Annotated in this window: 30 protein-coding genes and 2 pseudogenes; 18 read left to right on the forward strand and 14 right to left on the reverse strand. The window is 38.2% G+C overall.

All coding sequences use genetic code 11. The features are described 5' to 3' along the window. Window positions 1-185: 185 nt before the first annotated feature. A complete protein-coding gene (locus tag AC3CH7_RS15380) occupies window positions 186-722 on the forward strand; it encodes a CueP family metal-binding protein (protein WP_051891041.1) in 537 nt (178 codons plus the stop codon). Window positions 723-967: 245 nt separating this feature from the next. Here the strand turns inward: AC3CH7_RS15380 and AC3CH7_RS15385 are convergent, their stop codons facing one another. Then, window positions 968-1,168: a hypothetical protein gene (locus tag AC3CH7_RS15385; RefSeq protein WP_036161417.1), complete on the reverse strand. Its 201-nt coding sequence runs from the start codon at window positions 1,166-1,168 to the stop codon at window positions 968-970. 89 nt (window positions 1,169-1,257) lie between these two features. Here AC3CH7_RS15385 and AC3CH7_RS15390 point away from each other — a divergent pair. From AC3CH7_RS15390 to AC3CH7_RS15400, 3 genes and pseudogenes are all read left to right on the forward strand, one after another. Continuing rightward, window positions 1,258-1,543, forward strand: a pseudogene (locus tag AC3CH7_RS15390) (O-methyltransferase); the annotation flags it as partial. A gap of 102 nt (window positions 1,544-1,645) precedes the next feature. Further along, window positions 1,646-2,203 carry an isochorismatase family protein gene (locus AC3CH7_RS15395; RefSeq protein ID WP_036215800.1) on the forward strand — a complete coding sequence of 186 codons (558 nt, stop codon included), beginning with the start codon at window positions 1,646-1,648 and terminating at the stop codon, window positions 2,201-2,203. A 407-nt stretch (window positions 2,204-2,610) separates the two neighbouring features. After that, window positions 2,611-3,498, forward strand: coding sequence for an AraC family transcriptional regulator (locus tag AC3CH7_RS15400; protein ID WP_031419916.1), 888 nt, complete (start codon window positions 2,611-2,613; stop codon window positions 3,496-3,498). A gap of 11 nt (window positions 3,499-3,509) precedes the next feature. On the opposite strand, the gene csaA is transcribed toward AC3CH7_RS15400, so the two are convergent. The 4 genes from csaA to AC3CH7_RS15420 all read right to left on the reverse strand — a co-directional run bounded on the left by csaA (window position 3,510) and on the right by AC3CH7_RS15420 (window position 4,947). After that, window positions 3,510-3,842, reverse strand: coding sequence for a chaperone CsaA (gene csaA, locus AC3CH7_RS15405; protein ID WP_012294135.1), 333 nt, complete (start codon window positions 3,840-3,842; stop codon window positions 3,510-3,512). Between the two features lie 97 nt (window positions 3,843-3,939). Further along, window positions 3,940-4,116, reverse strand: coding sequence for a hypothetical protein (locus AC3CH7_RS15410; RefSeq protein ID WP_008179752.1), 177 nt, complete (start codon window positions 4,114-4,116; stop codon window positions 3,940-3,942). A 114-nt stretch (window positions 4,117-4,230) separates the two neighbouring features. Next, window positions 4,231-4,734 carry a hypothetical protein gene (locus tag AC3CH7_RS15415; RefSeq protein WP_230591334.1) on the reverse strand — a complete coding sequence of 168 codons (504 nt, stop codon included), beginning with the start codon at window positions 4,732-4,734 and terminating at the stop codon, window positions 4,231-4,233. A gap of 75 nt (window positions 4,735-4,809) precedes the next feature. Then, on the reverse strand, window positions 4,810-4,947 hold the full coding sequence (locus AC3CH7_RS15420; RefSeq protein ID WP_230584385.1) for a hypothetical protein: 138 nt from the start codon (window positions 4,945-4,947) through the stop codon (window positions 4,810-4,812). A gap of 178 nt (window positions 4,948-5,125) precedes the next feature. Here AC3CH7_RS15420 and AC3CH7_RS15425 point away from each other — a divergent pair, with 178 nt between their 5' ends. The 5 genes from AC3CH7_RS15425 (at window position 5,126) to AC3CH7_RS15445 (ending at window position 7,620) form a co-directional block, all read left to right on the forward strand. Then, window positions 5,126-5,410, forward strand: a complete 285-nt coding sequence (locus AC3CH7_RS15425) for a DUF5316 domain-containing protein (RefSeq protein ID WP_031419919.1) — start codon at window positions 5,126-5,128, stop codon at window positions 5,408-5,410. 34 nt (window positions 5,411-5,444) lie between these two features. Beyond that, window positions 5,445-5,654: a hypothetical protein gene (locus tag AC3CH7_RS15430; RefSeq protein WP_232900858.1), complete on the forward strand. Its 210-nt coding sequence runs from the start codon at window positions 5,445-5,447 to the stop codon at window positions 5,652-5,654. Between the two features lie 103 nt (window positions 5,655-5,757). After that, window positions 5,758-6,066 (forward strand): hypothetical protein, encoded by a 309-nt coding sequence (locus tag AC3CH7_RS15435; protein ID WP_036166213.1) that lies wholly within the window; start codon window positions 5,758-5,760, stop codon window positions 6,064-6,066. A gap of 108 nt (window positions 6,067-6,174) precedes the next feature. Beyond that, window positions 6,175-6,594: a hypothetical protein gene (locus tag AC3CH7_RS15440; protein ID WP_031419921.1), complete on the forward strand. Its 420-nt coding sequence runs from the start codon at window positions 6,175-6,177 to the stop codon at window positions 6,592-6,594. Between the two features lie 213 nt (window positions 6,595-6,807). Then, window positions 6,808-7,620: a DnaD domain protein gene (locus tag AC3CH7_RS15445; protein WP_197225011.1), complete on the forward strand. Its 813-nt coding sequence runs from the start codon at window positions 6,808-6,810 to the stop codon at window positions 7,618-7,620. Here the strand turns inward: AC3CH7_RS15445 and AC3CH7_RS15450 are convergent. After that, a complete protein-coding gene (locus AC3CH7_RS15450; protein ID WP_230586165.1) occupies window positions 7,617-8,534 on the reverse strand; it encodes a phosphotransferase family protein in 918 nt (305 codons plus the stop codon). The two genes, AC3CH7_RS15445 and AC3CH7_RS15450, sit on opposite strands and share 4 nt — an antisense overlap. A gap of 380 nt (window positions 8,535-8,914) precedes the next feature. Here AC3CH7_RS15450 and AC3CH7_RS15455 point away from each other — a divergent pair, with 380 nt between their 5' ends. Continuing rightward, the gene (locus AC3CH7_RS15455; RefSeq protein ID WP_036161427.1) at window positions 8,915-9,694 is read left to right on the forward strand and encodes an N-acetylmuramoyl-L-alanine amidase; all 780 of its coding nucleotides are present in this window, start codon (window positions 8,915-8,917) and stop codon (window positions 9,692-9,694) included. A gap of 113 nt (window positions 9,695-9,807) precedes the next feature. After that, window positions 9,808-10,092: a hypothetical protein gene (locus AC3CH7_RS15460; RefSeq protein ID WP_012294144.1), complete on the forward strand. Its 285-nt coding sequence runs from the start codon at window positions 9,808-9,810 to the stop codon at window positions 10,090-10,092. A 42-nt stretch (window positions 10,093-10,134) separates the two neighbouring features. On the opposite strand, the gene AC3CH7_RS15465 is transcribed toward AC3CH7_RS15460, so the two are convergent. The 3 genes from AC3CH7_RS15465 to AC3CH7_RS15475 all read right to left on the reverse strand — a co-directional run bounded on the left by AC3CH7_RS15465 (window position 10,135) and on the right by AC3CH7_RS15475 (window position 12,684). Further along, window positions 10,135-10,737, reverse strand: a complete 603-nt coding sequence (locus tag AC3CH7_RS15465; protein ID WP_012294145.1) for a copper amine oxidase N-terminal domain-containing protein — start codon at window positions 10,735-10,737, stop codon at window positions 10,135-10,137. A gap of 469 nt (window positions 10,738-11,206) precedes the next feature. Beyond that, a complete protein-coding gene (locus AC3CH7_RS15470; RefSeq protein WP_036215807.1) occupies window positions 11,207-11,914 on the reverse strand; it encodes a DNA alkylation repair protein in 708 nt (235 codons plus the stop codon). Between the two features lie 149 nt (window positions 11,915-12,063). Next, entirely contained in the window at window positions 12,064-12,684 is a 621-nt protein-coding gene (locus AC3CH7_RS15475; RefSeq protein WP_488381508.1) for a hypothetical protein, read from the reverse strand. Window positions 12,685-12,909: 225 nt separating this feature from the next. Between AC3CH7_RS15475 and AC3CH7_RS15480 the strand changes: the two genes are divergently transcribed. The 6 genes from AC3CH7_RS15480 to AC3CH7_RS15505 all read left to right on the forward strand — a co-directional run bounded on the left by AC3CH7_RS15480 (window position 12,910) and on the right by AC3CH7_RS15505 (window position 16,713). After that, window positions 12,910-13,233, forward strand: a complete 324-nt coding sequence (locus tag AC3CH7_RS15480; RefSeq protein WP_207974139.1) for a KGG domain-containing protein — start codon at window positions 12,910-12,912, stop codon at window positions 13,231-13,233. Window positions 13,234-13,423: 190 nt separating this feature from the next. Beyond that, window positions 13,424-13,981 (forward strand): integrase, encoded by a 558-nt coding sequence (locus tag AC3CH7_RS15485; RefSeq protein ID WP_488381507.1) that lies wholly within the window; start codon window positions 13,424-13,426, stop codon window positions 13,979-13,981. Window positions 13,982-14,053: 72 nt separating this feature from the next. Beyond that, on the forward strand, window positions 14,054-14,236 hold the full coding sequence (locus AC3CH7_RS15490) for a hypothetical protein (protein ID WP_230584388.1): 183 nt from the start codon (window positions 14,054-14,056) through the stop codon (window positions 14,234-14,236). 329 nt (window positions 14,237-14,565) lie between these two features. Beyond that, the gene (locus tag AC3CH7_RS15495) at window positions 14,566-14,694 is read left to right on the forward strand and encodes a hypothetical protein (RefSeq protein ID WP_012294152.1); all 129 of its coding nucleotides are present in this window, start codon (window positions 14,566-14,568) and stop codon (window positions 14,692-14,694) included. 335 nt (window positions 14,695-15,029) lie between these two features. Beyond that, the gene (locus AC3CH7_RS15500) at window positions 15,030-16,067 is read left to right on the forward strand and encodes a threonine aldolase family protein (protein WP_488381506.1); all 1,038 of its coding nucleotides are present in this window, start codon (window positions 15,030-15,032) and stop codon (window positions 16,065-16,067) included. Window positions 16,068-16,161: 94 nt separating this feature from the next. Then, window positions 16,162-16,713 (forward strand): DUF1697 domain-containing protein, encoded by a 552-nt coding sequence (locus tag AC3CH7_RS15505; protein ID WP_488381505.1) that lies wholly within the window; start codon window positions 16,162-16,164, stop codon window positions 16,711-16,713. 463 nt (window positions 16,714-17,176) lie between these two features. Here the strand turns inward: AC3CH7_RS15505 and AC3CH7_RS15510 are convergent, their stop codons facing one another. Beyond that, window positions 17,177-17,377 carry a hypothetical protein gene (locus AC3CH7_RS15510; RefSeq protein ID WP_031419938.1) on the reverse strand — a complete coding sequence of 67 codons (201 nt, stop codon included), beginning with the start codon at window positions 17,375-17,377 and terminating at the stop codon, window positions 17,177-17,179. 163 nt (window positions 17,378-17,540) lie between these two features. Here AC3CH7_RS15510 and AC3CH7_RS15515 point away from each other — a divergent pair, with 163 nt between their 5' ends. Next, window positions 17,541-18,344: an SDR family NAD(P)-dependent oxidoreductase gene (locus tag AC3CH7_RS15515; RefSeq protein WP_488381504.1), complete on the forward strand. Its 804-nt coding sequence runs from the start codon at window positions 17,541-17,543 to the stop codon at window positions 18,342-18,344. Between the two features lie 55 nt (window positions 18,345-18,399). On the opposite strand, the gene AC3CH7_RS15520 is transcribed toward AC3CH7_RS15515, so the two are convergent. The 4 genes and pseudogenes from AC3CH7_RS15520 to AC3CH7_RS15535 all read right to left on the reverse strand — a co-directional run bounded on the left by AC3CH7_RS15520 (window position 18,400) and on the right by AC3CH7_RS15535 (window position 20,572). Continuing rightward, the gene (locus tag AC3CH7_RS15520) at window positions 18,400-18,903 is read right to left on the reverse strand and encodes a DinB family protein (RefSeq protein WP_488381503.1); all 504 of its coding nucleotides are present in this window, start codon (window positions 18,901-18,903) and stop codon (window positions 18,400-18,402) included. A 74-nt stretch (window positions 18,904-18,977) separates the two neighbouring features. Beyond that, window positions 18,978-19,175 carry a hypothetical protein gene (locus AC3CH7_RS15525; protein WP_232900856.1) on the reverse strand — a complete coding sequence of 66 codons (198 nt, stop codon included), beginning with the start codon at window positions 19,173-19,175 and terminating at the stop codon, window positions 18,978-18,980. Window positions 19,176-19,308: 133 nt separating this feature from the next. Next, window positions 19,309-20,180 (reverse strand): annotated as a pseudogene (locus AC3CH7_RS15530) (DMT family transporter). Window positions 20,181-20,383: 203 nt separating this feature from the next. Next, a complete protein-coding gene (locus AC3CH7_RS15535) occupies window positions 20,384-20,572 on the reverse strand; it encodes a hypothetical protein (RefSeq protein ID WP_031419943.1) in 189 nt (62 codons plus the stop codon). Window positions 20,573-20,715: the final 143 nt, after the last annotated feature.

Consider the following 20,715-nt stretch of genomic DNA (forward strand, 5'->3'; position numbering starts at 1 on the left):
AATCAGCAACATGATCACGTTTATTTCATTGGAATGGATTTGCAGTCACCAATACTCAAATAAATAAAATCTGTTTGTAATGTATCTATTTTTCCTCTGCACAATTTCTTCTTATTTATAGTTTATAGTATAAATCGTCAGCGTTTTACAAAGTAGAAAGAATGAAGAAATTAGAGGTGAATAAAATGAAATTAAAAGCTTTTGCTGTAACTTTACTTACTACGGTTGTCCTAGGTGCTTGCAATGGAGAGAGTACTAATGACGATAATCCTAGAAAAGAAGTGGAGATGCAAAATATTAAGGAGTTGGTGAATGAATATAGCGGGGACAAAACTAAAGACGAATCTGCTTCAATCACATCAAACCAGCTGATTGTAACTGATAAAGAAGGAATTGAGTCAGCATATGCTTTGCCAGAAGACGAATTTTTTGTTTCTGTAGCTCCTTACATAAATGAAACTCACCCTTGTACTAACCATAGCTTGACGGGGTGCCAAGGAGAACTGGCTAATAAGGATATAGCTGTCTATATTGAAGACTCAAAAGGTAATGTGCTAGTGGACGAAAGCATGAAAACTCTAGCAAATGGATTTATTGATTTATGGCTACCTCGTGACCAAACGTATAACATAAAAATGGAGCACAAAGGCAAAACGGTAGAATCGATATTTTCTACTTATGAAAGCGATGGCACTTGCATTACAACAATGCAATTAAAATAGAAAAAAGTAGGGTTGTCCAAAAAGTCAGTGAAAGCTGATTATTTGTGGCAACCCTTTCCTTTTTAGATTTTTAAAATGCTAGGTTTAGTTTTGCAATAAGGTTGCGATGTTTATAAAAAAGATACGGTGTTTTTAGCATATTCGAATTGTTAAATGCAACTCAAACGATTTAGTTAATGGATCCATTTCATCTTTGATTGATAAGAAATATCTTTATGATTTAATTCACCATCTTATGTAAAACCTCAGTCCTTTTGACAGGAAAAGGAGTAGTTAAGAGCCAAATAATCACGAATGATTTTAGGATGTCCGCCATTTTCAAGACAAATTTTACTCGCAATTTTAATTTCCTTCTGATTATAGTGAGATTGCGCACCAATTAAAAAGATGCCTGACAGTATCAATAATGTGCCAATCCCCAAAACATATTTTATGACTCTTTTCAATACACGTACCTCCATTTCAAAAGTAATCGCTATCCCCAGTATATGTTGAACGATGAAAGCAATATGTTTATTGACATGATGTATACAAATTAGAAATTGGAGCATTAGGTGGCTATAGTGGCATCTGCCTGGCGAGAGGAATTGAAGATGTGGGGCACATTAACCTCACTAGAGTTAGAGGAAAAATATGCACAAGGAAAATGATGAGCCCTATTTAGCGTACTGTATAAAAATAGAAAATACTGGTGCGTTAATGGTCACGGATAGTCGGGTAGTGTTGCTGATCCAGAGATAACACCAAAACGCTATACAGCCATCATGAAGAAATTTAATGAGCTGGTGGCAGTCCACCCGCAACTGGAGTCCATCCTTTGACCAATTGGGGATGGCATAACCGTTTCTAAAGTAAAAAAATAATAAAGGTAAAACCTCCTTTATGGTAAAGTATGGTTAGTAACCCAAAAAGGAGAGATGCTTTTGAAACAAGCGTTAATTGTGATTGATGCACAGCAAGAACTAATGGAAGGTAATCAGGAGGAACAAGCTGTTTATCGTAAAGACGAATTAGTAGAGACCATCAATAAGGTGATTAACAAGGCAATCGAAGAAAATGCTCAAATTATTTTTGTTCGTGATCAAGATGTAGCTGGTGGGGAGGGAGCTGGCTTTCAAGTACATAAAAAAATCCATGTTCCCACATCAGCTGTCTTTTTTGATAAACTTGCTACCAATGCATTCTACAACACGGGTTTGCTGGACTATTTAAAGGTTCATGATGTGAAGCACTTGGTAATGATGGGGTGTAAAACCGAGCACTGTGTAGATACCGCCGTCAGAACTGCCACTGTTCAAGGCTTTGATGTCACAGTTGTCGGTGATGGACATTCGACGAACGGCTCCAAGGTTTTAGAACCAGGCGCAATAATCGCACATCATAATGACTTATTACATGGTCATTACAATGTTGACCATTTCTCCCTTGTGCGTCATTCCGACGAAGATTTATTTGAGCCGAGCCATTCAACCTATCGCTAACATAAGAATGACCAAGAATTTTAGTTCTTGGTCATTCCTTTTACTTTCTAAAACATCCAATCTACTACATGAAAGACGTTATGCTATAGCAAAAGCTTGTCCAAAAGGATAGATTTTTTTTAGAAATGGAACAGGTAACTTATTGGATATAGTAAAACTGGGATACAAGTTATATGGAAACCTTCTTCTTCATAGGGCCACTGTACGACCAGTGACCCTAAGTATCAAGTCAGGAGGTGTAAGGCTAAAATTAGCTTTACACTATTATATATATGTGAAAGTAGCTTTGAAAGTTAGTGATCTGCCTGTTCGATAGATTATTTTTTGAAAGGCGACTAATTAGGGCACAATATGTCGGATGACATCATTCTATTCTTGCTATTGTTGTGTAAAGGGAGGTTATTCAAGTGGATTCATGCACACGATTGAATGAAGCAATTGCCTATATTGAGGCCAATTTGACAAACGATATTGACATGAGGGAAGTAGCAAGAAAAGCGTATTGTTCAGAGTATCACTTTAAAAGAATGTTTTCATTTCTAGCTGGTATCTCACTATCTGAATACATTCGTCGGCGACGTTTGACACTGGCTGCTCTTGATTTGTCGAACGCCTCTTTGAGAATCCTTGATATAGCTGTTATGTACGGCTATAGCTCAGCAGATGCTTTTACACGAGCTTTTCAGCACTTACATGGAATGACACCCTCAGAGGCAAGGCAAACTGGTCAAACATTTAAAGCTTTCCCACGGATGACCTTCCAACTTACCATCCAAGGAGGAAAAGAAATGAATTACCGACTCGAGCAAAAAGAAGCCTTTCACATTGTTGGCTTGATGAAACGTGTACCGATTATTTTTCAGGGAGAAAATCCGGACATTGTGAAAATGGCGCAATCTCTAACAATTACAGATATTGAGCAGCTTAAAAAGCTGTCCAATGTGGAACCTAAGGGCATCATCCAAGCCTCTACAAATTTTTCAGAGGGGCGAATGGAGGAGAAGGGAGAACTCGATCATTATATTGGAGTAGCTACTACAGAAGCAACAAACCCTGGGTACTTTTGTCAGCTTGCTGTCCCTGCGAATACATGGGTAGTCTTTACAGTGGTAGGACCATTCCCGCAAACACTTCAGGAATCGTGGGGCCGCATTTATGCCGAATGGTTTCCGTCTTCTGGCTATAATCAGGTGGCTGGCCCTGAAATTGTCAGTCATGCGAGCACTGATTTCTCCTCACCAACCTTTACAAGTGAAATATGGATACCCATTCACAAAAAAGAGCCTCTTGCATAATGCACGGCTCTTTAATGTATTTTTGTGCCATTTGGTACGTGCTGATCAGGTGTTAACAGGATAACGTCTCCCTCTTCGGGCACTCCACCAATCACTAACACCTCTGACTTAAAACCGGCAACTCGGCGTGGAGGAAAATTAACAATGGCTACAACTTGCTTTCCGACCATTGCCTCTGGCGTATACCGTTTTGTAATTTGGGCGGAAGACTGTTTAATGCCGATCTCCTCCCCAAAATCGATGTTCATTTTAATAGCAGGAACACGCGCTTTTGGTAGCTCCTGTGCCTGCAAAACTGTACCAACTCGTAGATCAAGCGCTGTAAAATCTTCAAATGTGGCCAATAGACAACTCTCCTTCATTTAACTATATTATCATGCTAACATTGTATGGGAAATTATTCAAAATAAAAAGAAGAGCACATAGAGTGCCCTTCTTTTCTTAACGACGATGCTCCACCAGGTCAATAGCTCCTAACACAATATGAGCTAAACCAAAGCCAAAAATGGTGTTGGCCACCATTTTATTAGAACCATGCTTTTGCTTCATGGCATATCCTGCCGCTGTGACAGCCGACCCGAGAATAGTTGGGATTAAACCTTCACGAACATTATTCATAAAATTGATCCCTCCGTCGTATGATTCGGTATGAGTTTCATACCATACTTACTATGAACGTTTGGAGCTTATCCTATACGAATAAATAGTAGAGGAAAAATACTCGTTTGTTATTTATTGTTGAATCGGTTCTACTTCTATTTGATCGACCATAAATTCGTTCTTCGTATGATCGAATGTATAGGTAATATGGAAATCAGCCACATTTATAGGAAATACGCTAGCTGCAAGGGTCAATTTTATTCGTTGGTTTTCTATATAATAAATCGTTATTGCACCAAAACCTAGCTGATCCTGCTGTATTTCTAGCTCTGGATCGATTTTATAGTCAAAGTGATATTCCTTGCCAAATGCTCGACCCGTAATATTTAATGTTTCAAAGTCTTTTTTCACAACGTTTGACTCCATATGTTGAGCAACAATTTCCTCATAATGAGGAACCTTTATTTCTTGTAAGTCCTGATCTACTACATGAATATCATAATTATCTAGCCCCGTTCCTCTACCAGTCTGAAGGATAATAACAGCTTCCTCATCGCCGTCATCTGTCATATCTATGTAAAACACTTGAGACTCGGTTCCTGTATCATCAGGGTTGTTCCAATTAAAGTCCTTCATTTTCCCATTAAACTCCAGTTTTACGCCATCTCCTTACTTATACAGTTTTACTTCTTTATTGGCAGAGGAACCCATTCATGTGGCATCAGCATGTGTTGGACTATAAGCTTTTTTTAAAGTTTTTTCTTCTGTGGGATTTTCTTTTTGATCTGAATGGCAACCTGAAAACAAAATAGCACTCAACAATAGCAACGCACCCATTTCTTTTTTCAATTTGTATCTACTCCTTTTGTATTCTTTGGAAAACCGTCGACTTTGCTCATCGCAACGATTTATAAATAAAGAAAATTCCTCATTATATTATATAGTGGCTGTAATGAATATGAAAATTTTGGTTTTTTTGAAACGAAAATGAAGCTTCCACCGTATACTACAGAAGGGGTGTGTGGAAATGAAATATGTAGGCATCGGAACGATCATGTCCATCCTAGGTGTTGTATTTTCAATCCTAATATGGGGTACAGAAAAAGCCCATTTCCTTTCGGGGCTTGTAGGTGGAATACTCATTATTTTCGCTTTGTTAATGTCTGGATCAATGGGGAGTGGGGATCGAATGCGGGCCAATTTTGCAACAGAAACCAAAGAAGATAGGGATGAACGTAATCACATCATGAATAACGCTTTATGGTTAGCATTACCGAATATTATTGTCGCTATCTTTGCGTATTATATGTGAAAAAACCGTCTCAATAGAAAGGATGTTGCAGATTTTGGATAAAGAAAAAGATTATTATTCAGAGGCTTCTAGATATACACTTGCAGTTGTTCTCTTCACACTTATTATTTGGGGCATCTATGATTGGCGACATGCAACTCCCAATGGTTTTCAATTTTTATTAATAAACGAAATTGTTATCACCCTTGGCATTACACGATATATGTTGAAGAAGCGAGATCAAAGAAGAAAGCACTCTCAATAATCTTTACATAGGTAATCAATAAAAGTGTCACATCTACCCTAGGTGTGGCTTTTTTTGTTGCATTTAATAGTTAGGAGTACATTTGCAATAGAGAGGTGGTACTATGCAATTAACAGATGGTACACGGACATTTGAAACGGACATAATTGATGAAGCTGCTAGAAAAAAAGAACGTGATGAGCAGGAGCGGGAGATGCTTAATGCATTTGCTCGCTACGCATACCTTCGATACAAGCAAATACGGGATAAGGTTAATCCACGTAAATGCAAATACATGTATATCCATCAAGTTCGTCAACAATTAACTTCACCAGCAAGACTGCAACGTGTTTGCAATCTTTTAAGTATGACTGATGAAGAAATACTTTATATTGTAGAATTTGTCCGCAAGTATTTGAAATACGTCAAATAAAAGCCTCATCATCGGATGGGGTTTTTTTACATAATTTCTAGGGAGAATTGTTTCTCAATCACCCACTCCATATAGTATGATGAACGTGGATAAAGGAGTGAAGCGATTTTGAGATTCATGAAATGGTTAGTTGTTTTTATTATTTTCATTGGTATAGTTGGCTATGGTGTATTACATTTTGGCACGAAATTTGCGTCAGAAAAAATTGTCAATACACTCTCAACAGAATTAGAGAATAGTGGACAAAAGGAAGAAATCAAAAATACAATTGAAAACGATCCGGAGTTAAAAGCCTATATGGAAGAGGCGAAAACGGTAGATAGTAGTACGTTACCTTTTACGTCGAAAGAAGAGGCTACTAAAGTAATCATTCAAAAAGTAGGCATTACAGAGCTAAATGATATTCGTGTGAAATTACAGGACGGCTCCATGACGAAGGAAGAGGCATTACAACAGGTAGAAGGCAAATTATCAGATGAAGAAATAGCTGCATTAAAAGTTATTATCTATAAAGAACTATACGAATAAAACAAGGCACACTCAACATTGGCAGTGAGCGTTGCAGCAGAGGCACTTACGAAATGGTAAGTGTCTTTTTTTGTCCATGTATTCAGAAGAACACCCTCAAAAAAAGGACCATAAATTCTAGCGAAATAAAAAATTAGAAAAATTTGTCCCTTTTTATAGCATAAACTTTTATATAGATAGTACAGAGAGTAATTGTGGAGGAGGGGGATAGCCATGATCTACAGAGTAGTGAAGAACGATAACTTTGTGGTATTGGACAAGGGCTTTTTAAATAATGACCAATTAAGTTGGAAGGCAAAGGGATTGCTTGCCTATATGCTGTCATTGCCAGATGATTGGGATTTTTGTCTGACAGATTTGGCGACACGTAGTAAATGTGGACGTGACGGGACTGCTAGCATTGTTAATGAACTGATTCGGGAAGGTTATCTTCAAAAGGTACAGGAGCGAGCAAAGGATGGAAAATTCAGCAAGGTGGAGTTTGTCGTTTTTGAAGTCTCTAACCGTGCTGCCCAGCCGTCAACGGGTTATCCGTCAACGGCCGCACCACAAACGGAAAAGCCCACACAACTAAATAATAAATTACTAAATAACCAATTACTAAACAATAAAGATGATAATCAACAATCACAGACAGCCTACTACTTTTTCGAACAACAAGGCTTTGGCTCTCTGTCGGCGTATATGACTGCAAAAATTCATTCCTGGCTAAACATTTTTTCAGAGGAAATAGTCATCCATGCGATGAAGCTAGCTGTGGAGCACAATGTATTGTGCTGGCGGTATGTTGAGAAGATATTGCAAAATTGGCATCATAAACAACTAAAGACCATGGCAGATATTGCTTCAGACCAAATGCGCTTTCATGCCCAGAAGAAAAAAGTGACGGACATGCCAGCCAAGAGACGTCAAGAGATTATTCCACAGTGGTTTCACCATCGTCATGAAGAGGAACGGCCACAGCAGCCAGCCATTAATTTTGAAGCAGAGCGGCAAAAAATATTAGCGCTGCTCGAAAGTGGCTAAACGACCTGCTGATCGGGATACCATAAAGGCCTCACGGAGGAAAAGTAAGCATGATCCTGTAAAATTAGCTGAATTCTGGCTAACGCATCGTCAAATGATTGCGGATCATATTGGCGTGTCCAGGCAATGGTTGAAATGACATTTATGGCAGCATATAAGGCATATAGTCGCCAAAACTCATCATCTGGTGGCTGGGTGAAATACCCATTTATTTGCCCGATGCAATAGGGGACACTATGCCGTCTACTAAACAGGGCTAGATTATAAAAATCATGATAGGGATCACCTACATCATAGCCATTAAAATCAATAACCCCATTAAAACTATTTTGGTGGCAAATAATGTGCCCAAGGTGGTAATCATCATGAAGAAGGGTAGTTGGGCGTTGTCTTAATAGCGGCCAATGTTCTTCTATAAAGTACAATAATTTAGCCTCTTGCGGAATTTGATAAGAATCCTGCTGATAGGCTTGTAAATAATTAGTAAATTTCTCTTTTTGTAACGTCTCCCAATGGATAGTTTTTGGTGATTTCACCTGATGAATTTTTCTTAATTCTTTCCCAGCCATTAGACCGAGATGATACTGCTCTGTGTCCGAAAGCTGAAGAATGATTTCATCCGCAGGGGAGCCTATTAAATAGCTCATCACCATCGCTGAAAGATGGTCGTCCGGGAGGACCATATATTCAATGGCCTTATGTGTTTGAACTCCCTGGAGCTCTAAGTCCTGTAGCAAAGTAAATTCAATCCATCTTTTCTCTTGGTGTGCGAGATCGGAGAGGCGTACAAAATAAGGCGTATCATTAACGGTTACGACATATTTGGTATCAGAGGAATAGCCTTTGTCGATTTTTTTAATAGCCGTGTAACCGTGTAGGCTAGTTAATCGATTCATGATATTTTCTACAATCACTTTATCTCTCTCCTTCATTCAGTTTAGAAGATACAAAATACTATATGGAGCCGTTCTTTGTCAATGCACCTGTTGAAGTGAAATGATCATTTATTCATCATTTTAAATAATAGTCATGAGCACAACTAACTAGAAAAAATGGTGTAGCTTGCATTTATTAGAATAAGTGAATGTCACTCTCATCCTTCATTCACTTTATATGTGTAGCAGCAAAAAAGGTGAAATAGAGCAGTCATCCATTCAGCCCATCAGTCAACCATGGCAAATAGCTAGCCTGTCGCAATAAAACTAGTTGTCCATTCACCCCTATAATCGTCAGAACTATTGATGAATAGCATGGTGGTCATTCGCAAAGAAATGATAGGAAAGGATGGTGCATAATGAGTTATGTGATTGAATTGCAGATGATGTCAGGATTACCTAATCAACCGCTCACCGCCATTAAGTACGTGGTAGCACATGAATCGGGTAATAGCACTAACACTGGTCCAAATGCATTAGAAAATGAAATTGCCTATATGAATAAAAATAAAGCCAATGCCTTCGTTTCTCACTGGGTAGGGGGTGGCGGACGCATTGTGCAAATAGCACCAGTTAATCGCGTTCAATATGGTTGTGGCCCTAAAGGGAATCCATATAGCTATGCCCAAGTAGAGCTAGCGCGGACTTCTGATAAGGAACAATTTAAAAAAGATTACGCAGCATATATTTGGTTATTGCGCAAAATGGCTATAGAGGCAGGGATTCCCACTATTTTAGATGGTACTGGCAACGGCATCAAATCCCATCGTTGGATAGCTGATAATTTGGGCGGCACCACACACAAAGATCCGTTTGCCTATTTAATAAGTATGGGTATTAGCGAAGCACAGTTCCAGCAAGATTTAAAAAATGGCCTGGAGGAGGGGTTAACAATGTCACAATATAATGAGTTGAAGCAGGAAATAGAAGCTTTAAAAAGCGTATTAGCTACAAAAGCTAGTTTACTATACGATCGAGAAGTAGCCGCATCTCATAAAGAAGCGTGGGAATGGGCTATTAGAGAAGGCATTATCCGAGGCGATGGCAGTAAAAATATGAATCCGGCAGGGGTTCTCACACGTGAGCAAATGGCTACTATGCTCAAACGTTATTACGATAAATTTGTCGATAATAAATAACTATGCTATAATAAAGAAAGGATAAAGTTCGTTGAAACAGCGTGCTTTATCTTTTTTTTTTAAAGATCTTTAGAACTTTTGTCGAAATAAAAAGAAGAGAGGCGGGGGTTAGGATGTTAACGAAAATAAGAAAAGTAAAATTTGAGCAGGAAAGAAAAAATCCGTTATATAACGTGGTCATGGAGTGTCCAGAGGGAAAACAACTATATATAAAATTTGATTATACCTATAAGACTAAAAATTTCTGGCCATTAGAAGTAAATTATAATAAAAAAAATTATGGCGCCAAATTGGCATGGTATACAAATGAAGTTGAAAATATGACAGTTGCTGCATTTTTAGAGAAAATAGCTAATAAAATTAATAAAAAATATCAGTTCGAGTTAGAACAACACTAAAAAAGCAGCATCCTTCCAAGGAAGCTGCTTTTTGTTTGTCCATTATTTTGTTGTAATATAGACGGTTAATTTGGCTTCATCAAATGTTACCTCTGCGCCAAGGGCTTGACTAACAAAGCGTAAAGGCACCATTGTCGTTCCTTGATAAACTTCGGCAGGGTGGCTAAGGCTAATTGTAGATGTCGTTCCATTTGCATCAACATAAGCTGTTTTGTTGCCAACCCCGATAACAATTTTCTTCCCGACCTTCGTCGCAGTTACTTTTTTAGTGGCATTATCATAAGAAACAGTTGCTCCAAGAGCTTCAAAAATTGGTTTCATCGGTACCAATGTTGTGCCATTTTTCATGTAGGCGCTTGGCGTATAACTTTGTTTTACATTATTCAAATAAACGGCTACTTTTGTCAATGCTGGAGCCTGAATTGCTGTTGTGGGCTGTGTATAGCTGCTTTGACCACCTGAGGAGGAACCACTGTCGCTATTCCCATTATGATAATGATAGCCTGTACAAAGACCTTTTGCCTTTGACTTGTCTGAACAATTATGACCACCATTGCTATCGAGACGCCCTGGATGTGCATCAGCAATCGTGGTAGTGGTGAAGAATAGGGTAATCATCGCTAAAAATAAGACTAATTTTTTCATATATATCCTCCTATTATCAAAATATGTAATTATTATACTATCAAAAAGTAAAATTTGGTATGTTTTTATAGTAAAATAGTAGTGAAATATAGGGAAGCTATTACATATCCAAAATGGAAGGCACTAACAGAAAACGGTTAATTCTTTTCGGTTTTTGCAAGAGGCGATGAGGACAGCTGCAAAAGTTGCTATGGTACTTGATGCAAACATAAGACTCATTGCCCTCATAATACTACCGGTCATATCTTCTTGCCTATAAAGAAGTATCATAGACAGTACCCTGTTAGGATAAAGAAAATGATGACTATAGTACAATGCTTGTTCGGTTGTTCTTTGTTGTCGTTACATAAACGCATGAATTCTAAAATAAAATATAGGAAATTAAAAAAATAATGAAAACCAATATTTTTTATGCGATAACAAAAAAAGCATTCATCCGAATGGGATCAATGCTTGTTAGATTGATTCATTAACATCTTACATATTTACGTTTAAAACCAAGCCTTCCTCGATCAAGTTCCTTTTGAATAGTTTCATAGGCATTCAGTGTCGTGCTTTTTTTATTGTCACGCTTCATTTCCACAGGACCAACTGCCTGTGCTATTGCCACAGCTTTTTCGTGGAGGGGTACATAGGAAATCGCCACTGTGTAAAGAAAATTATTCATCGCAGATTTTGTTCGTTCAGGCGCAGTATGAATTGTTTTTTTCACAACCTCTAGCATGCTTGCTAATTTGCTTTCAGAAAATTCGTTATCTTTACGATTTCCTAAAAGCCAGCAATAGCAGCTCCAGCCTGCTGACATTTTCAGTTCCTCACCACTCGCCATCCATGCATCCGCCACCTCTTGTGCAATAGGTGATTCCGCTAAAGTGACTGCCACTACATAATCAGCCAGCATATAAAAGTAAGCCGAATCCATCCATCGATCAAAATCAGCCGCCGTCATCGTTTTTGGATCTGCAATGACACCTGCAAAATACATAGCATCATAGTTGCCAGTCGCATAAAGCTCTTCTGCCAATGCCTGATCGATTTTAATTTTCTTGGCAATCGGCTTCATGGCTCCTGTTGCCACACCAAAAACCGGCTCATGTGCCCCATTCGACATATACATTTTTTTCGTCCGTTCTTTGCCTAGCTCCTTCAGCTCCTGCATCACCATTTCTGCATTCATAGAAGCACTTCCTTTATTATCTGATTTCAACGCTCTTTACTATTATCCTATAGGGCATGCCCTTTTGTCATGATTGAACTAGTTTCGTCTAGAAATGCTTCCATCTTATTCGAATAAAAAATACGCTATTCAAATATAGTTGTTCACGATTAAAGCCTATTCCAAATAAACATAAATTGTGCAGCATCCGCTTCAAGGGCTAGTTGGTGATATTCGGTCGATTCATCCTCTGTAATTAAGCGACCTTTTTGAACATTTAAAATGGCATGTTTAACAGAAGCAGGATGTTCAACGGAGTAGTGAGAATCCTTTAGGAGGGTAAGGGCAGATCGACATTTATGTTTATCAATGCGTTCATTTTTTCCTTTGAAATATAGTTTTATAAGGTAGGGGATGTCATCAACGATTAAACCAAGCTCTGGATTTGAACGGACGATTAAGTCATCACAAACCCAATTAGATTTACCGGGTTCAAACCATTGCACATTTTTGTTTTTAAAAAATTTTAAATAGGCTTTTATAGCTTCTTGATAATTTTTCTGACGAGCAGGGAGGGCATTGTCTACAAGATCGAGAAGGTAGGAGTCATTAAAATGATGTTCATGGTATTTTTTTAACCCTTCGCGTATTGCTTTCCAATAATCCTTAATTGGATGATAATCGCCCTGATATTTAATATCTTTCACAAATTTCGTCTTGGCGGCACTTCCCTTCATCGTGAAGTCCGTAAATTGTGTTAAGCCAATTGATGGCTTTGTCAAAATTGTCATTTTCACATCACCCTTCCTTCATAAAATTACAATGTTATAGATTAGTATTATATTGGTACGAGTAAATTTATATGATTGCTCGAAGACTGAAGAGAGCTGGAATGGCAAGGTTCTACTACTATAGAAAAATCAATTTTTTGAAAAAAGGATGTTTAGATAGGATGTAGCTGGGAATATAAATAGCGAGCTAGTCAATAGCTCAAAAAAAATTAGGAGGAATAGAAAATGGCTAACAAGCAAAACAATCGCAACAGAAACAACAATGAAAACATGACTGTCGAAGAAGCGGGACGTAAAGGCGGAGAAGCTACCTCCAGAAATCATGATCGTGATTTTTATGAAGAAATAGGACGTAAAGGCGGCGAGGCTACGTCTAAAAATCATGGACATGAATTTTATCAAGAGATTGGCCAAAAAGGTGGAGAAGCTACAGCTGACAACCACGGCGAGGAATTTTACGAAGAAATAGGTCGCAAAGGCGGCGAGGCTCGCAGCAAACAGCGTAGTAATAACACTAACCAAAATCGAAGAACTAACAATAATAACTAATCCCTTTAAATAAGATAAGACCCTTCACACACGGGGCGTTTGTAGTTTTTACTACAAGCGCCTTTTTTGTGGAGCATTTCCTCAAGATCTACAGGATTTATTTGTTGAATTTATATGAATTGTAGTATATATTTAATCCGTTTCCATTATAGTTACATGAGATTGTTTGCAGAGGAAATGAGGACGGATCATGACAAAACAACAAAATGAAAAAGAACTATATGATATCATCAACTCCGTTGTGCAGGCTGTTGGCATGCGGATGACTATAAAGCAGGACCATTCAGGAATTAATATGAGCTATAACTTTATTGGGCATTATGTAGGCTTTGATGCCGAGCGATTAATCGAGGCAAAGAATGAGCTGCCACATCCACCTTCACTTGAAGTGTATGTAAAAACAATGACCTTACATGAGCTGGGTCATGCGGTGGATCGTGAAGCATTACAATCATCGCTTCCGCGTACCATTGAAATTTTTACAATGAAAAAACAACATAGCTTACAGGAAATTTATCTTCATGAGCATCTGTTATCTATGTTGCTGGAAGAACATCATATGAATATTCAATTTGAGCAAACTGCATGGGAAAATGCTTGGGCTCTCAATCATAAACATCACTTAGTAAGTGATGAGGATTTTGATTATATAAAGCATTATAGCCTAGCGACCTATAAAAAATTATATGACCAAGATTTACAAGCATATCACCATCTTTTGAACCAGCTTGTACCTCAATTAGCATAGCTAGAAATGATTATTTCATACCTTTCCAAGAATGAGATCGAACCAATTAGGGCAATGTAATACTACTTGGAGGTGATCATTTTGACAAAGGGCAAGCAATATAAACGTCAGTCAGAGTTGGCGGAATTAGCGACAGATTTAAGTCCAGATGATTTAGATGTGCGTGAAGATAATTCTTTAACAAAAGAACAAAAGAAAAATTCAAACGATACGAATCGTGCGAATGAATCATCATCATGTAAATCTCAATCATAATTCACACACCACAATCCATACGATTGTGGTATTATTTTGTCCGTAATTTCACCTATGAGTAGACTAAAGCAGAGAAGATGGTTTGAATCCGTACATACAATGCATAAACAGATACCAAATTAACATCCATTCCTATCAATTACCAGATTTATATAAAAACTATGGGTATAAAGAGAACAGATTCCATTTTTTGCATGCTATAATCATACATAATGAAAGAGGAGGGATGGAAATAGTGGAATTTTTTATTATGTTTATTGGCATCATCATAGTCGTCAGTATCCTTAGTAGCTTTAGCCAAAAATCTAATCAATCCAATGAGGAGATACATGATTTACATTCAACAAACGATTGGAATGGTCATCATTTGCATACTACTACTCACGAGAACCATCATTGTGCTGATAGCTCAACAACTAGTGATTCGTCATGTGGTCCTTCAGGAGATTGAGCAATGAGGAAATCTAATTTAGTAAGAAAGCCTAATGATTATTATTTATCATTAGGCAAATTTATAGAAAGATTGTAGTTTTTTCATCGTAAATAGAAATTATGGCTAAAAGTATGATTTACAGATGACATACTAGATTTATAACAATGAAATAAAGCCTCCTTTAAAGGGGGGAGAGAATGATTTTTAAAATGATAATCATTCCTATAATTAGTATCTCAGCCCGAAGCGTTCCTTGTAATAGCGAATAAGTCCTTTAGACCACCAACTAACCATAGATTATTACCATCCTAAGGTTGTAAAATAAGCTATAGATACAGAGAGAAATTGGAGGGAAAAGATATGATACGATTTGGAAATGATTATGCAGAAGGTGCCCATCCACAAATTTTGCAAAAATTAGTGGAAACCAATGAGGAGCAATCTCCAGGTTATGGGATGGACGAGCATTCGGAAAGAGCTAAAGCCTATGTCAAAAAAGAGATAGCGGCTGAGCAGGCAGACGTTCACTTTTTAGTTGGTGGCACGCAAACGAATACAACTGTCATCGCCTCCATCCTACGTCCTCATCAAGGAGTCATTGCGGCAACTACAGGCCATATTGCTGTCCATGAGACAGGGGCAATTGAAGCGACCGGTCATAAAGTGCTCACTTTGCCTAGCGATGATGGTAAAATAACGGCCGCACAGGTAAAGGCATGCTATGACGCCCACTGGCAAGACAGCACACATGAACATATGGTACAGCCAGGCTTAGTGTACATATCTCATCCAACAGAAAATGGAACAACATATAGTAAAGCAGAGCTAAGTGCAATAAGTAAAGTTTGCCGGGATTGTGGATTGCCATTGTTTCTAGACGGTGCTCGTTTAGGCTATGGTTTAGTAGCAGACGGTAATGATTTATCGTTAAAAGATATTGCTCAGCTTTGCGATGTATTTTATATAGGTGGAACAAAAATGGGCGCCTTATTTGGCGAAGCGGTCGTAATTGTGAATCCAGCTTACCAACGAGATTTTCGCTATATGATCAAACAAAGAGGTGGGCTACTCGCAAAAGGCAGATTACTAGGTCTTCAATTTGAAACATTATTGGAGAATCATCTTTATTTGGATATTGCCCATCATGCGGTAGAGATGGCAATGCTCATTCAGCAGGCGTTTATCCAAAAAGGATTCACCTTACGCTATAATTCAAAAACCAATCAGCAATTCCCCATTTTGCCGAACGATTTACTTAAGAAATTAGGCGAAAAATACTCCTTCTCTGTTTGGGAAACCTTCGATGATACCCATACGGTTGTTCGTTTTTGCACAAGCTGGGCGACAAAAAAAGAAAATGTGGAGCGTTTAATAAAGGACATCGAGCGACTAGCATAATTATTCAACTGCACTTGGACTTCCCGAGTGCAGTTTTTTTCCTATTATTCCCTAAATATTGCTATAATGCAATTAGGAAGAAAGGTGGGGGTGTATGATTAACTACGTAGCATTACTGAGAGGCATTAATGTAGGTGGACATAATAAAATAAAAATGGCTGACTTAAGGGAAGCTCTTATACCACTTGGATTGCAAAATATTCGTACCTATATACAAAGCGGGAATATTCTTTTTGAATCCACCGAATCAGAGGAAGTTTTGCAGAAGATAATTCATGAAACAATCCAAATAAACTTTGATATTACAAGTACAGTCATCATTAGAACCGCTGAGGAACTTCAGCATATCGTCAACAATTGCCCATTTTCTCAGCAAGACATGGCTGACGCTAGTGCCACGGCAATAGGGGAATGCCTTCATGTCGCCTTATTACCTGCTGCCCCTACGGAAGAAAATAGTAATAAATATTTATCATATGTGAATGAGCAAGAGCGTTGTGTCATCATCGGCAGAGAGGTTTATCTTTTATTTTACAATAGCATTCGCAACGCTAAGCTTAGTCAACAATTGCCCAAGCTCGAGGTGCCCGCAACGGTTCGTAATTGGAAAACAATCATGAAGCTTACAACCATGTTTGATTCATGACGCGAGCTCCATTAAGTTTACTCATTTAACCTATTAGTTATTTCATTGTAAAAACGATTCATCAAAAATGCTCATCATCTATCTCTTTATTTTGATGTGGAATTGGGCGAAAAAACTGTATCAATGGGGAAGAAAAATAATAGGGGAAGCATAAAAACGGGAGCAACTAAGGATGCTTTCGTTTTTTTAAATAGATAATAAAAAGGGCTGTAGCGAGATTATTCGCTACAGCCAAGAATTGGTTGACCCTCTGAGGATTTCCAATGTATTATAGCATAATTATTTAGTTCTTGTATAGAAGGGTAGGAATTAGGTGTATGGTCACACTAAATTAACCCTTGAACATTGCACTTTCTAGTAGTTGGTGACTTGAAAAAACACGCACTGTCAACGGATGAGCTGAAAAAGAAAACGATAGCTCAAGCCAGTACATCGACGTTTGTCTTGACAATACCCATGCGCCTTATTTAAATTTCTCCGGCTTAGCCACTTTGATGGATGAAGCTTCCCCACATTTTGTACAAAACGTTAAGATGAGGGGAGATCCAGTAGCCATAATGGAGCCCATCGGCCGTATATTTCCTTCACTGGTGAAACTGCCAATTTGTCCTGAAGCAAAGGCATCGTTTCCACATGCTTTACAATTCAATTTATTGCTTGCCATATGAACACCTCTTTATGTAATATATGTAAATTTTAACATAAAAAGAGAGCGTAGGTAATCGATTAGCTAGTCTTTTTAGTTTAAAAATAAATAGTTTAATGTTAAACTATCTTTCAGGAAGAAAGAGTTGGTTGCTCTTTTTAGTTATAAGGAGGAATTGTAAATGAATCGTGTACAAAATAAAGTAGCATTAGTAACAGGTGGCGCATCAGGGATTGGTTTATCAGCAGCGACCTTATTAGCACAGGAAGGCGCAAAAGTTGTTATTGCCGATTTCAATGTAGAGGGTGCTAAAGAAGCGGCCAGTTCTTTAGTGAAAGAAGGATACGAAGCTTCAGCTATTTTCCTTGATGCAGGAGATGCCTCTTCTATAGAGGCAGCGGTGAACTTCACGGTGGAACAATACGGCACATTCACAGTACTATTTAATAATGTGGGTCTAACGAACTTGCAGAAGGATTTAGATGTTGTCAATCTAGACTTAGATGAATGGGATCGTTTAGTCAATGTGAACTTAAAATCCATTTTACTCGGTAGCCGTTTTGCGATTCCACATATGCAAAAGGCAGGAGGGGGTTCTATTATTAACACAGCTTCCATGGCCGCATTCGCTAGTGATCAAATCCGTACAGCTTATGGGGCTACAAAAGCAGGCGTGGTCAATCTGACGAAGAACATTGCCACTCAATATGGTAAAGATAAAATTCGCTGTAATGCGGTCGCACCAGGTCTCATTTTAACACCAGCAGCGAAAAATAATATGCCAGAAGAAATGCTAGCAATCTATTCTAAATTTAATGCTCTACCGTATCATGGTGAAGCAGATGATATTGGTCATGCAGTGGTATTTTTAGCCTCTGACGAATCGAAATTTATGACAGGTCAAACATTGCAAATTGAAGGTGGGCATTATTTAGCAAACCCAACCATTGCAGACACGAATAACGGGTTAGCTACTCTTAACTAAGTTCTCCATAAAAGAGGTTGTCCCTTAATAGGCAACCTCGATTTAATTGTTTGATTTACATGTTGGGAGCTTGCAACCCGAACTGTGCCCATTCCTCTTTGGCTGGACCATAAATGCCTGGAACAGCTAAGCCTGCTTGACGCATTAGTACAGTCATTTGTCCACGATGATGACTTTGATGTTGCAATAAAAATAATAAGAGGGAGCCGTTAGGGATGGTTTGACCAATAAATTCAATTGTTTCATTCATGGTCTTGTCTGTCCATTGTGTTTTTAAAGCTTCCATAAAGGCATTACTCGCTTGGTAATAGCTATCTGCAATCAATTGTGCTGAAGTAGGAACAGGAAAATCCTCTGCTGGTGCCTCGAATGTTAGATGGGTATTCGCAGAAATAATTCGAATGGCTGTGACCGTATGCCAAGCTATACGTCCTAAAGTCCAATGTTCAGCAGTAATGGCTTGATGAAGCGATTCATCAGTAAGCTGTTGTAATAGTTTTTGCGTAGCAGTGGCCTCAAATGTCCAGGATTGTAAAAAATGCTCTACTGTTTGAAACATAAAAAACCTCCTAAAATGAAATCTTCCATTCAATTATATATTTATTAATAGTGAATGGGATTATTTTCCACAAATTAAGTTCCCAAAAGAAAAACCATATAAAGTATGGCATAAACAGGAAGGGCAGTGGACGTAACGATATACATTATCCATTCACCCATCGTTAGTTTTCTTTTCCATCTCGTTAATTTAAGATGTCGACGATACACCATAGTAGAAATAAGTATGAGTATAAAGGATAGCTCCTTTAAGGAATCTAATAAGGTAATCAAATCATCATCTCCTTTAGGCTGTTGCAATATATGAGCCGAGCTGTATGAACATGACAACAAAATACGTGATATCCGCCAGTAGCTGGTTTAAGAAAAAAGCGCGCCTCTATACAAGATAGAAACGCACATACTGTTACTCTTCGCGAATGACCATAAATACTCCACTAAAAATAAATAGGGAGCCCAACCAAAACGAAAGACCAATCGCTTCACCTAAAAGAAGCCAGCCTAAAATTGTGCCTACAACGGGCTGAAGGAAGAAAAATAAGCCCCCACTAGAAGCATTCATTAGTTGAAGCCCTTTATTCCACAATAAAAAACCTCCAGCAGTTGAAACAATACCTAAGTATAACAAGCCGCCTGAAATTGTAGGCTGTAAAACAACGGATAAATTCAAATCTTTTAGCCTTGGAATGACAAAAGGCGTTAGTAGTATGACGGCAATCAAAGAAGAGTAGGTTGTTACAACAATTTGAGAGTAATGACTTGGAACCTTTTTTACTAGTACTGACATTAATGCCCATGTTAATGCAGCAACCAATAAGTAGAGTCCACCTAATTGTTGGGTTAAATTAATTCCGCCATGGCCTACAATAGCACCAACGCCAATTGTGGCAAGAATAATGGACAATCCTTTTTTCGGCGTTATGTTTTCCTTCAATATGATACGAGCAAAGACCACCATAAAAGCAGGTGTTGTAGCCGTAATAATCGCACCCATTTGGGCAGTGGAAAGCATAGTGCCCATTTCTTGGGTAACTATCGAAATTGTATTCCCAATGAGGCCGACAAGAATAATAAGGAGCCTATCTTTTTTGGCGATTTTCCAAGATTGCTTCATCATAATGCCAATTAAACCAAGCGCTAATACGGCAATCAAATAACGAATCCAAACAAGCTCCAACGGTGGCACGACTTCCACCACTACTTTAACAACTACATACATAGCGCCCAAATGCTCGCCGCAAGCGATAAAAAGAGGGCACCGATAATTTTAATTCTCATGTTTTTTCCTCCGTTTTCATAGATACCTATGTCCTTAACGGAGAAAAAGCGCTTCTACCGTTAAGGAAGAAGAAGTGCTGGAACGTCCTGTTCAAACAATGGAGCATACATCATTTAGATCACACCATCCTATTCATATATTTTTATAAGTACAAGGGAAACGTCATTGATTTCAGCAAGGCGATTCAGATTGAATAGCAATACTAGTTTCGAGCTGTTCTAAACAACGATACACTACTAAAAACAAAGCCTATAAATCCACAAACGAAGAACATATAAGCTACAAGCTGGGACATAGCTTCCAAGTGATTGGTAAAGATTTTATAGGCTCCTACTAAAAATAATGCTAAGCCGCTAACTAAACAGATGAAAATCCTACTCTTAACAGTCATCACATCCCCCCTGAAAATTAGATTGACGAACGAAGCTTGATACATGCCACTTCTTTTTTGCTCTTTTAGGGAATAGTCAGCCTAAAAAAACCTATAAAAGAGGAGGGACACCAATAAAACTAAAATAGCTCCTACTCCATAAA

This window comes from Lysinibacillus sp. F12, assembly GCF_057773605.1.

Excerpts from the sequence above, each read along its gene's own strand:
- AC3CH7_RS15380 (WP_051891041.1), top strand. The coding sequence starts at position 186 with ATGAAATTAAAAGCTTTTGCTGTAACTTTACTTACTACGGTTGTCCTA.
- AC3CH7_RS15410 (WP_008179752.1), bottom strand. The coding sequence starts at position 4,116 with ATGAATAATGTTCGTGAAGGTTTAATCCCAACTATTCTCGGGTCGGCT.
- AC3CH7_RS15415 (WP_230591334.1), bottom strand. The coding sequence starts at position 4,734 with ATGAAGGACTTTAATTGGAACAACCCTGATGATACAGGAACCGAGTCT.
- AC3CH7_RS15425 (WP_031419919.1), top strand. The coding sequence starts at position 5,126 with ATGAAATATGTAGGCATCGGAACGATCATGTCCATCCTAGGTGTTGTA.
- AC3CH7_RS15435 (WP_036166213.1), top strand. The coding sequence starts at position 5,758 with ATGCAATTAACAGATGGTACACGGACATTTGAAACGGACATAATTGAT.
- AC3CH7_RS15445 (WP_197225011.1), top strand. The coding sequence starts at position 6,808 with ATGATCTACAGAGTAGTGAAGAACGATAACTTTGTGGTATTGGACAAG.
- AC3CH7_RS15455 (WP_036161427.1), top strand. The coding sequence starts at position 8,915 with ATGAGTTATGTGATTGAATTGCAGATGATGTCAGGATTACCTAATCAA.
- AC3CH7_RS15460 (WP_012294144.1), top strand. The coding sequence starts at position 9,808 with ATGTTAACGAAAATAAGAAAAGTAAAATTTGAGCAGGAAAGAAAAAAT.
- AC3CH7_RS15465 (WP_012294145.1), bottom strand. The coding sequence starts at position 10,737 with ATGAAAAAATTAGTCTTATTTTTAGCGATGATTACCCTATTCTTCACC.
- AC3CH7_RS15470 (WP_036215807.1), bottom strand. The coding sequence starts at position 11,914 with ATGAATGCAGAAATGGTGATGCAGGAGCTGAAGGAGCTAGGCAAAGAA.
- AC3CH7_RS15475 (WP_488381508.1), bottom strand. The coding sequence starts at position 12,684 with ATGACAATTTTGACAAAGCCATCAATTGGCTTAACACAATTTACGGAC.
- AC3CH7_RS15480 (WP_207974139.1), top strand. The coding sequence starts at position 12,910 with ATGGCTAACAAGCAAAACAATCGCAACAGAAACAACAATGAAAACATG.
- AC3CH7_RS15485 (WP_488381507.1), top strand. The coding sequence starts at position 13,424 with ATGACAAAACAACAAAATGAAAAAGAACTATATGATATCATCAACTCC.
- AC3CH7_RS15495 (WP_012294152.1), top strand. The coding sequence starts at position 14,566 with ATGATTTACATTCAACAAACGATTGGAATGGTCATCATTTGCATACTA.
- AC3CH7_RS15500 (WP_488381506.1), top strand. The coding sequence starts at position 15,030 with ATGATACGATTTGGAAATGATTATGCAGAAGGTGCCCATCCACAAATT.
- AC3CH7_RS15505 (WP_488381505.1), top strand. The coding sequence starts at position 16,162 with ATGATTAACTACGTAGCATTACTGAGAGGCATTAATGTAGGTGGACAT.
- AC3CH7_RS15510 (WP_031419938.1), bottom strand. The coding sequence starts at position 17,377 with ATGGCAAGCAATAAATTGAATTGTAAAGCATGTGGAAACGATGCCTTT.
- AC3CH7_RS15515 (WP_488381504.1), top strand. The coding sequence starts at position 17,541 with ATGAATCGTGTACAAAATAAAGTAGCATTAGTAACAGGTGGCGCATCA.
- AC3CH7_RS15520 (WP_488381503.1), bottom strand. The coding sequence starts at position 18,903 with ATGTTTCAAACAGTAGAGCATTTTTTACAATCCTGGACATTTGAGGCC.
- AC3CH7_RS15535 (WP_031419943.1), bottom strand. The coding sequence starts at position 20,572 with ATGACTGTTAAGAGTAGGATTTTCATCTGTTTAGTTAGCGGCTTAGCA.